9 protein-coding genes are annotated in these 9,934 nt (G+C 53.1%); 2 read left to right on the forward strand and 7 right to left on the reverse strand.

Going from position 1 to position 9,934, the window contains the following annotated elements; translation table 11 throughout:
* Positions 1-297 precede the first annotated feature (297 nt).
* Positions 298-783: a hypothetical protein gene (locus J8I34_RS32210; protein ID WP_209777713.1), complete on the forward strand. Its 486-nt coding sequence runs from the start codon at positions 298-300 to the stop codon at positions 781-783.
* A 79-nt stretch (positions 784-862) separates the two neighbouring features.
* Here the strand turns inward: J8I34_RS32210 and J8I34_RS32215 are convergent, their stop codons facing one another.
* The 7 genes from J8I34_RS32215 to J8I34_RS32245 all read right to left on the reverse strand — a co-directional run bounded on the left by J8I34_RS32215 (position 863) and on the right by J8I34_RS32245 (position 8,650).
* Positions 863-1,429 (reverse strand): nitrogen fixation protein NifQ, encoded by a 567-nt coding sequence (locus J8I34_RS32215; RefSeq protein WP_209777750.1) that lies wholly within the window; start codon positions 1,427-1,429, stop codon positions 863-865.
* Positions 1,430-1,447: 18 nt separating this feature from the next.
* Positions 1,448-1,750, reverse strand: coding sequence for a ferredoxin III, nif-specific (gene fdxB, locus J8I34_RS32220; protein ID WP_209777716.1), 303 nt, complete (start codon positions 1,748-1,750; stop codon positions 1,448-1,450).
* 18 nt (positions 1,751-1,768) lie between these two features.
* On the reverse strand, positions 1,769-2,455 hold the full coding sequence (gene nifX, locus J8I34_RS35630; protein WP_209777719.1) for a nitrogen fixation protein NifX: 687 nt from the start codon (positions 2,453-2,455) through the stop codon (positions 1,769-1,771).
* 48 nt (positions 2,456-2,503) lie between these two features.
* Positions 2,504-3,862, reverse strand: a complete 1,359-nt coding sequence (gene nifN, locus J8I34_RS32230) for a nitrogenase iron-molybdenum cofactor biosynthesis protein NifN (protein ID WP_209777721.1) — start codon at positions 3,860-3,862, stop codon at positions 2,504-2,506.
* Between the two features lie 132 nt (positions 3,863-3,994).
* On the reverse strand, positions 3,995-5,365 hold the full coding sequence (gene nifE, locus J8I34_RS32235) for a nitrogenase iron-molybdenum cofactor biosynthesis protein NifE (protein WP_209777752.1): 1,371 nt from the start codon (positions 5,363-5,365) through the stop codon (positions 3,995-3,997).
* 245 nt (positions 5,366-5,610) lie between these two features.
* Positions 5,611-7,254 carry a nif-specific transcriptional activator NifA gene (gene nifA, locus J8I34_RS32240; RefSeq protein ID WP_209777724.1) on the reverse strand — a complete coding sequence of 548 codons (1,644 nt, stop codon included), beginning with the start codon at positions 7,252-7,254 and terminating at the stop codon, positions 5,611-5,613.
* 481 nt (positions 7,255-7,735) lie between these two features.
* Positions 7,736-8,650: a LysR family transcriptional regulator gene (locus J8I34_RS32245; protein WP_209777727.1), complete on the reverse strand. Its 915-nt coding sequence runs from the start codon at positions 8,648-8,650 to the stop codon at positions 7,736-7,738.
* Between the two features lie 175 nt (positions 8,651-8,825).
* On the opposite strand from J8I34_RS32245, the gene nodB reads away from it, so the two are divergent.
* The gene (gene nodB / locus J8I34_RS32250; protein ID WP_209808233.1) at positions 8,826-9,536 is read left to right on the forward strand and encodes a chitooligosaccharide deacetylase NodB; all 711 of its coding nucleotides are present in this window, start codon (positions 8,826-8,828) and stop codon (positions 9,534-9,536) included.
* Positions 9,537-9,934 lie beyond the last annotated feature (398 nt).

Here is a 9,934-nt window from a genome sequence, read left to right on the forward strand (position 1 = left end):
GCAATCCGTCCGTATCGCCTGAGTTCAGCCTCACCGAGGAGCCCCTGTTTTCAATCTCGATTTATGCAACAACGCCGTGTTGACCATACTGCTCCGCCCTATTTACAAACAATCTCAGAACGCCTTTCCCTAAGCTGAATGCTGCCTACCGTCTGAGACCTTAAGCCAAGTGGCCTTCTGTAGGACTGCTTCTTTATGATGTACGTGCGCCAAATTCATTGTTTCCATTCCGGCGGTCATCGCATCGGCTTGGAAGAAAAAAATATCATCCGGAGCCCCACCTTACAGGAGAGAGGAATGAACCTCATTACGGATATCGAATTGGCCGAATTTTTTGGCAGCACTGCCACTCCCCCGGCCATGCAGTTGATTAATACAATTCCGGAGGGGGGAAATGACGATGCGGAAGTCATCTTATGGACGACAGTTCTTTCCTTCCCCACCTGCTTGCCACCGTACTATATGCTGTATAAGCTACAAGCAAGCCGCGACGAGCTTCGAAAAGCGCAGGAAGTCGCAGGCAAAGCCCTAGTGGCTGCTGCGCGCCAGGCGTCCATCAACATTGATTGGCGTGCAGTATGGCCCGGCGACGCTGACTTCACTATTTCAGGCCCTGCTCGCTTCTGGCTCTTTACCCTAAAAGCCCAGGCGTTATTTAGTATACGGCTTGGCGAGCATGCCATGGCGCTCCAACTGATGAACAAACTTCGCTGGCTGGACCCCAACAACAGCATCGGTCTAGATATCGTTGATTCCTTGCTCGCTCGTTCGCCATTGAGATAACGCCAACGATATGAGTCACCTTATCCTTTTATATGTTCAGGCCCTGACAGTTCTCTACTTGTAAAGAGCGATTTTTTCGTCATTCAGGCCCAAAACAGTCTCCGAAACTGGGGCAAACGCTGCAGCTCGGAGCCCTGCACACGTATAGCGTATCGCGCTCACATAGCTGTTTGTAGAGGAACTTTTTCCACTTCATTCCATGGACGTTCTTTTTGGCAAGCAGGGGAAACCAGTACCTCAGAACCTCTGACAGCTCGGCCCGGGATGGAAGGCGTAAGTTTTGCCAGAGATGTTTGTCTTTCAAACACGCGGAGGCCAATGCATGAGAAACACAGCGCACCTCGATAGGTGTACCGGCACTCGGATCTGCGTGTGCCTCAAGCAAGGTTACGAGTTCTTCGACCTCGTCATAGTACATCTGGTCTTGCGCGGTTGCCTCTCTGTTTAGCTGCAAAGATAACGCATACTCGGCACCTGGAAACCAGTGTGCAAGCAACCATCTTGTTTCATTGGCATCAAGTCCTATTATGGGGAGGCCATGTACATTTCCTTCCTCGAACGTTGAAGAAATGGCGCCAGCCAGCGTTAGCACCGTGCAGTCATTGCCATCTACCGCGTGACGCATTAGGGTACTGTGAAAATTCATCTTCGTCATAACTAAGGCCTAAGCAGGCGCGTGCGTGTAACATTTTTTTGGGCAAATCTTCGCGCACGCGGTGCAACCTATGCAATACTCGCGATGCAAGATAGTCATAACCTTCTTCTCAAACTCCTCCTCATTCTCGTTTTCCCCCTCAAGAGAAATATGGCTACCATCCTCGCTCACTCCAACCGGTTGAAGGACACCGCGCGAACACACACGAAAACATCGGCCACACCCGATACAATTTTGATGATCGATAGAATTTACAAAGTTCGGCGTCCAGATCGCGCCACTTGGTAGCACTACAGTAAAGTTGCCACTCACGTTGCATTCTCGCGATATTCACTTGTAAGCCAAGCCGGCGGTTTTCCGCGCCTCCATCAACAAGGCGTGGATCTCGTGGCAGCGTCTGGCAACGACTAAAATTTTCTCCCAACTGGCCGGCAACTCTTCGGATAGATCGTGTAGGTCCATCTTGGCTTGCACCGCAAGCGTGTTCAATCTTTTCAAACGAGCTATTGTTGCCTCAGGGTCGTTTATCCTGTCTTCGCTGTCAGTTTCAGCACCGAAGGCTATTTGTGGCGGAGGATAGTCCTTCTCTTTGAGGTAGTCGCGATTATTCGCTAACCCGTCGCCCGCGCCCAAATCGTATGACGTGCCCGAATCCTTCTTGATCACCTTCCTTAACCACGGAGGCGGCGTCCCCTTCAACACCTCCTGCAGCTTTCTAAGGATCGTTTCAATCGGCTCCGCCTTTCCCACCTTGATAGGGTGGATCTTCATCGCAACCACGCGCGCGGCTCCGGCACCTCCAATTGCGGCGACGTACAATATCGCGCAGTCATGGATTGCCTCAAGCCTTTGACCCAGCTTCTCTTCGTTATCATGCTTTTGTGACGTGTCGCTGAAATCGAAAGCCTGGATGAACCTGTGCGCGGCCGCTGTCACGTCGTAGACCAGTATATGCTTCGCCCACCCAAAGTGGGCGTCAACATGCTCCTTATCTTGCGTAGCGAATGCAATTTTCATGCGCCGTCTCCTTGTAGGATCACATAGTGGCTGGAGGAAACCTTGACATCAGATCACCGGGGTTTCCGCAGCGCGATGGGTATTGATCGTGGATAGGGGCCAATCCGTCGGTGCGCGGAACTGGATTCGCTCGAGCATCAGATTTGCAATCTCGAAAATCAGGTCCATCGTGCCTCGATATCCTATCTGACATCGATGTGCGTTTCCGACGCGGTCGAATACGGGGAAGCCTACGCGCATCAGCGGCTTGCCGAGTCGCGCAGCCATTTGGCGGCCATGCGAATGAGTGATTAGCAGATCGCAATTGCCGGCAGCCCGCTCCATGTCTTCCAAGTCGCCCAGCACTACTTCGCTTGCGGGCAATAGCGCGTGCGCTGGAGATGCGGTCGTGCTGACGCAGACTGATAGTTCTGCCCCTAGCTCGTGCAGCAGTGACCCAACCGAAAGGAGCATGTCCGGATCTGCACCGATCGCAACCTTTATACCCCCCGTATAGAAGTGACTATCCAGCATTGCATCCAGAAGTTGATTACGCTGCCGACGGTACTTTTCTGGAATGGCTCGCCCTGACAACTGCGCGAGAAGCCGCAATAATCGATCGTTAGGTTCCAGACCCGTGAGACGTTCGAAGATTTCGAATGGCGTGCCACCTATTTCCTGTAACGCTCGAGCACCAGCACGAGTCTGCTCTCCAATGCCGATTGTGAAAGAGGATGCCCCAGCAGCGCGGATTTGTTCGAGCGTGGTTCCGCCCTGCGTTATGCCCCGCCATTCTGAATCAAGGTGTCCATCGAGCGAACCGGAAATGTCAGGGAGGATTATTGGGTCTAGGCCAAATGACTCGACTATCACGCGTAGTTCTTCAACATCACGCGGCGACAAATGGCTCCCCGGCAACACGCTAATTTGTCGATAAATAGCAGGCAGCGGCTTTACCAGCGCCATGACAATCTCCACCACAGCTTTGCTGTAGCCGTCTTCGAAGGCGCCAACATAATCTGGCGTCGAGACATAAACAATTTCTGTATTAAACAGTTCTGGATTACCTTTGCGTATAGCTCTTAAATGACCATTGATATCCTCGCCATTGGTCTCGGTGAGACCTGTTGAACAGACCACAATGATTCTCGGCGCTTCGCGCTTTCGGATGTTAAGCAATGCCGTCTCGACATTATCGTATCCGCCCAAAACCGCAGAGATCTCATCCATTGCGGTAGTCTGCAGCGGGACGGCTTCCTTGAAATGTCGCGTCAGCAACACCAAGGCAAACGACGTGCAACCTTGTGAGCCGTGCAAGACAGGCATACAAGCGTCGAGCCCCATAGCCGCAAAGCTAGCGCCGAGTGGCTGGCTAGTTTTTAACGGGTTTACCGTGCAGGCTTTTTCAGATTGGATCACGATAGCCATAATGGTCTCCTCACCTTCCTAGAACGCCGCCACGCGTAAAGATGTACTTCCTGGATTCTGTGGCGGCTTAGTATTCCGAGTACATTAGCTGTGGCGCGAATCTATTGACCAGGCGACTTCACCTCCGTTATTTCACGGCGCTGGGATTCGCACCTGTTGCCACACCGGGTTGTAAATAGTACGCTCTATCTCACGGACCAGCTCCACGATCCCTTCATATCCGGCATACGGATGATGACGTTCTTGATTTACGTCAAGCCAAGGCATAAGCGCCTTCAATGCGATAAACTGTGAGCGCCCACCAGACAGCATGATGTCGGCCTTCGCATCGTGCAATAGCTTGTACATCTCGCGCGCCGTCATGTTGTCGAACATGAGCGCGTCCTGTCCGAGGATCCCTTTGATTCTTTCTTTGTCTTCCTTGGTACTCTTCTTCACGCTTGTGCCAATGATCTCTAAGCCGGCCTCCTGTAACGCAGCCACAACTGACCATGATTTCACGCCACCTGTGATTAGCAGCGCCCGTTTACCTTCAAGACGCGCACGGTACGTGGCAATCCGCTCCCATGCCCGGTCCTCCTGAGCTTGAATCAGGCGCTCTGTACGGTCTAACAGCTTTCCAGATGCCCCTCGCTGCACCAACAGACTCCCGATCTGGCGGAGAGCATTGCTTGTGTCGCCAATTCCGTAGAATGAGCACTCAAGGTATGGAATCCCATAACGCTCTTGCATCTTAGTTGCCACATGGACCATGGACTTCGAACAGACCACCATGTTTGCTCTGGCCCGATGCGCACTCGCAATATCGCTGTACCGACCATCGCCAGTTATACACGACAAAAGACGGATGCCAAGTTCGTCGAAGAGCGGCTTTACCTGCCATAACTCGCCTGACAGGTTGTACTCGCCAATTACGTTGATGTCTGTGGGCGTTGTGTATGCCGGCTCACGGCTACCTATCACATAATTCAAAAGCGCCTCGCCGCCAAGCTTATTGCCGACATTCTTTGATCCAGCGAACCCAGGCGCGTGCACCGGTATAACTGGCCTACTGAATTCAACTGAAGCCTGCTTGCACACTGCATCTATGTCATCGCCGATTAACGCAGTAACGCACGTTTGATAAACAAAGACCGCAGGTGGATTGTACTTTTCAATGATTTCGCGCACGCTGCGGAATAGACGTCGTTCACCGCCGTAGATCACGTCGAACTCATTGATGTCAGTCGTGAAGCCAGTGCGATAGAGCGTCGGCCCTGATGAGGCCGCCTGGCGGTTGTCCCAAGAGTTGCCTTCGCATGCGATTGGACCATGCACGAGGTGCGCCACGTCAGCCACGGGCTGAAGTGCAATTTTCGCCCCGTCGAAAGCGCAGCCCCCAGCGGCCGCCCCGGGTGAAAGCTGCCTTGAGCAGCCCTGCTTTCGCCCCTCCTCGCTCTTAGCCCGGTTCTTCGCACAATTCGGTTGGTCAAAAAGATAGGCGGCCCTCGCCTTTCGCGACATAACGACTCCATACACTCTGCGGTTCGCGAAGGTCAGCAAGTTGCGTGCCATCATCGCAGCCATGCATTTACCATTATGCAGCCCTACGCGCACGCTGCCGCAATTGTCGTGGATGGCCGCTCCTGTGGCAAAGTTAGAATCGATCCCAACACTTTGCAGTTCGTCGACGGGAGACTCATTTGCGTTGAGTTGTCACAAACTTTTGTCATAGGTGTAGGGAAGCACCCACCAGCGATATGCTGCCATCAGAAACGGCGAAGCTCGATCCCGTACTTACGCAGCGCGTAGCCAATCTGCCGTGGCGTAATACCCAAGAGCCGGGCCGCTTTTGCCTGCACCCAGCCACAGCGCTCCATGGCCCAAATGAGTCGCTCTCTCTCGCTTTGAGGTCTATCGTTCCTGCTGGGCAGGGTAAATCTGGCGCTATCGTGACCTGCATCTACGGAGACTGCAGGAGTGACCTCCTCGCTCGCTGCAGCGTTTGCCGATCGGCCCGGACGTACGGCGTCTTCTCGCTCGATGTCATGCAATCCTTGGGTTAGACACTTATCCATCTCACACAGGAATGAGAGACGATCAATGGAATCGTGGAGTGCCATTGTCGCGGTCCTCTCAACGCAGTTCTCCAACTCACGTACGTTACCGGCCCAGTAGCAACCCGAAAGCACCCTCAATGCTCCGTCTGTGAAGCGCAGCGACCTGCCGTTGTCACGGTTGAATCGATCCAAAAAGTATTGCGCCAAAGCCGGGATGTCCTCGCGGCGCTCACGTAGCGGTGGCAGACGAATGCTTACCACATTAATGCGATAATACAAATCTGCTCGGAATTCACCCTCTTTGACCATCCGTTCGAGGTTGCGATTTGTCGCAACGATTAGCCTCACATCAACCCTTACAGGCGTGGCCCCTCCTACGCGCTCAAACTCCCTTTCTTGCAGAACTCGCAATAGCTTCGCTTGGAAGGACGGTGAGATATCGCCAATTTCATCGAGAAATAGTGTGCCGCCGTGCGCTAGTTCGAATCTACCTTTCCGTTGCGATTGTGCCCCCGTGAACGCTCCCTTCTCATGGCCAAACAGTTCGCTCTCCAAGAGAGTCTCTGAAAGCGCCGCGCAGTTCACCGAAACGAAGGGCTGATCATTACGCCGAGACAAGCTATAGATTGCGCGTGCGATCAATTCCTTACCCGTTCCGCTTTCACCGCGCAAGAGTACTGTCGCCCTCGCAGGGGCGACTTGATGAACTTGCGCAAACACCCTCTGCATCGATGGGGAATCGCCTACCGCGTTCTCTATATTGCGCAAAGGGTGATGCTCCTTCTGTGGAAGTCTACATACCTGTTCCGTGTTACCGCCCTTGTTCATCGCGTCGCGATTAAGCAGCAGCGCTTGCCCCATCGGCGCTGCAACAACTTTCATAAGTTGGAGATCGTTAGCAAAGGCGCGCGTTCCGTCTCGATTCTCACAGAATGCAACCAGCACCCCGAGCGGACGGCCCTCATGCCGAATAGGAGTCCCCAGGAGAGCGATATGATCACCGTCCAATTCATTAGCAGTTCCGAAGCGGTCCGCGAGAAGATGTTCATCGTGAATCTCAGGGACAATGACAGGCGAATCACTTGAATGAATGCGGCCCACGACCCCCTCATCGGGAAGAAAGCGTACGCGCTCGCGCCAGCCCTCCGAAAGTCCCGTGGAACAAAATCCAGCTAGATATCCACCCGGCTCCGCGACGGCTATGAAGGCGGAGCGCCATCCTAGCGCAGATGAAAGATACCGTAAGGATCTGTCCAACGTCTGCTCAGCATCCCGCGACGAAACTAGCGTCTGCACTACCTCGTACACCAAATCGAAATCGTTAGCACTCTCGTTAGCATAGAAATGCGGCATGGATTTAAACTCCCCGGGATAGCTCGTCAAACGCCGTCAGCAAACAGGACTAGGCCACAACGACACATTAGTTTTGCGGCGCGCGATGGCAAGTTCGAACGACGCCGCCAGTGGGCGGACATCTACAATGTCAACAAACGGACAATATCGCAGTGGCGATGTCGGAGGGACACGGAGGACAACAACGCCTCTCTGTGCGCGCATAGGATACTAACTGAAAAAACGGCGCCTTTAACACAATCCTGCGTTGACGCCGCTCCCCCATCGGGGCCGTCTTATGCATAACGCCTCATATGAGGGGTTGCACACCAACAGGGGTAGAAAGCGCGCGAGGTATGGGAGAGACTCAGCTGCGGGTGCACCGTAGTTCTGAAACTTGTGCCCTGCTGGATTGAAGGGATCTCAATACCCTATGACAGTGAATGCAGTTGGCGCATCTTGTGACTGTCCGGACATCGTTTATCAGTCAGACTTCTTCGCGTCATACACTAGCCAAACTTTTTGCCTCCTCCAATAGCACCTGGCGCATCCAAATGCTTGCTGGATCACCGGTATGTAACGCAGGCCATTGGATAGCCTCCGTAAACGACGAAAGTGGCAGCGGTACATCGACAATCCTCAAAGGAACCAGTTCGCCAAAATACTGAGCTAGTCGTAGTGGCAACGTTGCGATGCGATCGGTACGGGACAGCATCGGTGGGATCAGGTCAAAGGTTGGAACAACAATCTCTTCACGTCTCTTGAATCCCAGCTCGAGGAGAAATAACTCCTCTAGCGAGGGCCGGCGTGATCGTCCGAACCTTACAGTCACATGCCCCATCGAGATGTACTTTTCCAAAGCGAGTCGTCGGGACAGCTGCTTATTTGTCGGACAACCTACGCACACAAGCTTCTCTTCAAAAAGACGCGCCTTGGGAAGTGTATCACTCAACAACAACTCCGGTAGTATCAGGAAATCGACATCGCCTCGTCGGAGCAATTCGCCAGGTTCATCGTCAGGAAAGAATAGCTCGAAGCTGACGGAAGGCGCCTCGCATGCGACGCGCTTCATGACCTTCTTAAAGTAGACAAGTGTCATGAAGTCCGAAAGACAGATTCTGAAACGTCGTTTCGACTTAGATGGCTGGAATACGTCACGCGAAATGATCGAGAGCTGGACGTGCGATAGTGCTTCACGGACGGGACCGGCAAGTTCCATCGCACGAGCAGTCGGAACGAACTCCCGCCCACGCATAACAAAGAGACTGTCACTGAAATAGTCTCGCAGCCTCGCGACAGCTGCGCTCATAGCAGGCTGGCTTAGGTTGATGCTATGCGCCGCGGCTGTTAGATTCCGGTGCGTCATGAGTGCGTCAAGTGCGACGAGGAGGTTGAGGTCAAGGCCTTTGAAGCGCATATGGAGCCATCCACATCATCGATGATTGATATCGAAACAATCGATTGTACAAATTAGCGCCGCTGACGCAAAGTTGCGGCGGCTACCAATTAGCAGATCTCCGTGTCGCATTGCGGACGGCGCACTTTGAGACCGAAGGCAAAACGGACAAACCACAAAGGTAACGTAACGAATCATGGCTGAAAAGGTGCACAGCGAAACATCGGAACGTTTGTCTTGGCCGTCAGAAATTCGGGAACGTGATGCCAAAGTCAAACAACGTAAGGTTTTCCTTACATTCGATGACGGACCGAATCCGATATGGACACCGAAGATCTTGGACATATTGGGCCAATTTCATGTCCCCGGCACGTTCTTCATTCTCGGTGCATACGCAGCGGAACATCCGGAGCTAATTCGGCGAATGATCTCCGATGGACACGAAGTTGCCAATCACACGATGACGCATCTCGATCTGTCCCAATGCAACCGCGATGTGTTGCGACGCGAAATACTCGATACTAACGCGATCATCACCAAGGCTTCCCCTGGCCTAGCTGTACGTTTCTTGCGCGCGCCGTATGGAGTATGGACTCCTGAAGTATGCGTCGAAGGAAAGAATGCGGGTCTTACACCGCTTCACTGGTCGGTAGACCCTCAAGATTGGGCCCGCCCGGGGGTTGATTTGATTGTCGATACCGTGTTGGCGACCGTAGAGCCAGGGGCAATCGTGCTATTGCATGATGGCAGTCCACCGAACGAATTGGCATCACGCCCGTACACAGCATCACGAGAGCAAACAGTGAGGGCGCTTCCTCGGCTAATTTCGGCATTGAAGGAACGTAACTTTGTGATCAGCTCACTGCCCAAACTACGCAGACAGATCAATCCAGTACGGACAGCCTAAGAACCTGTTATCCACATAGACCACAAGTCGAATGTGTTCTCTACTACCCCTGAGTCGTCTCCGAGGGAACATTTCATCTCGTCGGACGTGAGTACGTCAGGAATTACTGACACAAGAAACAGATAGTCCTGAACGAAGTTCCCGCGTTTCCCCATTGGGAAGGCATTGCTCCTAACGCTAACATCAAATCAAGCAGCCGGCTCGCTTACCTCATATCTTGTACTGGCCGCCTCAGCTCCAAAATTTATACATCAGACGTCGCGTGCTTCCAACCGAACCGCTTCGATATTAGCTTATTGAGACTTGTATAAATCATGACAACCGATTCGAGTCTGACGCGTTATCTGATCAAGGCGTTGATCGGGAGTCGATCGCATGGCTGGGAAGATGGACGAAGC

This window comes from Cupriavidus phytohabitans (assembly GCF_017815025.1).
Classification (GTDB): domain Bacteria; phylum Pseudomonadota; class Gammaproteobacteria; order Burkholderiales; family Burkholderiaceae; genus Cupriavidus.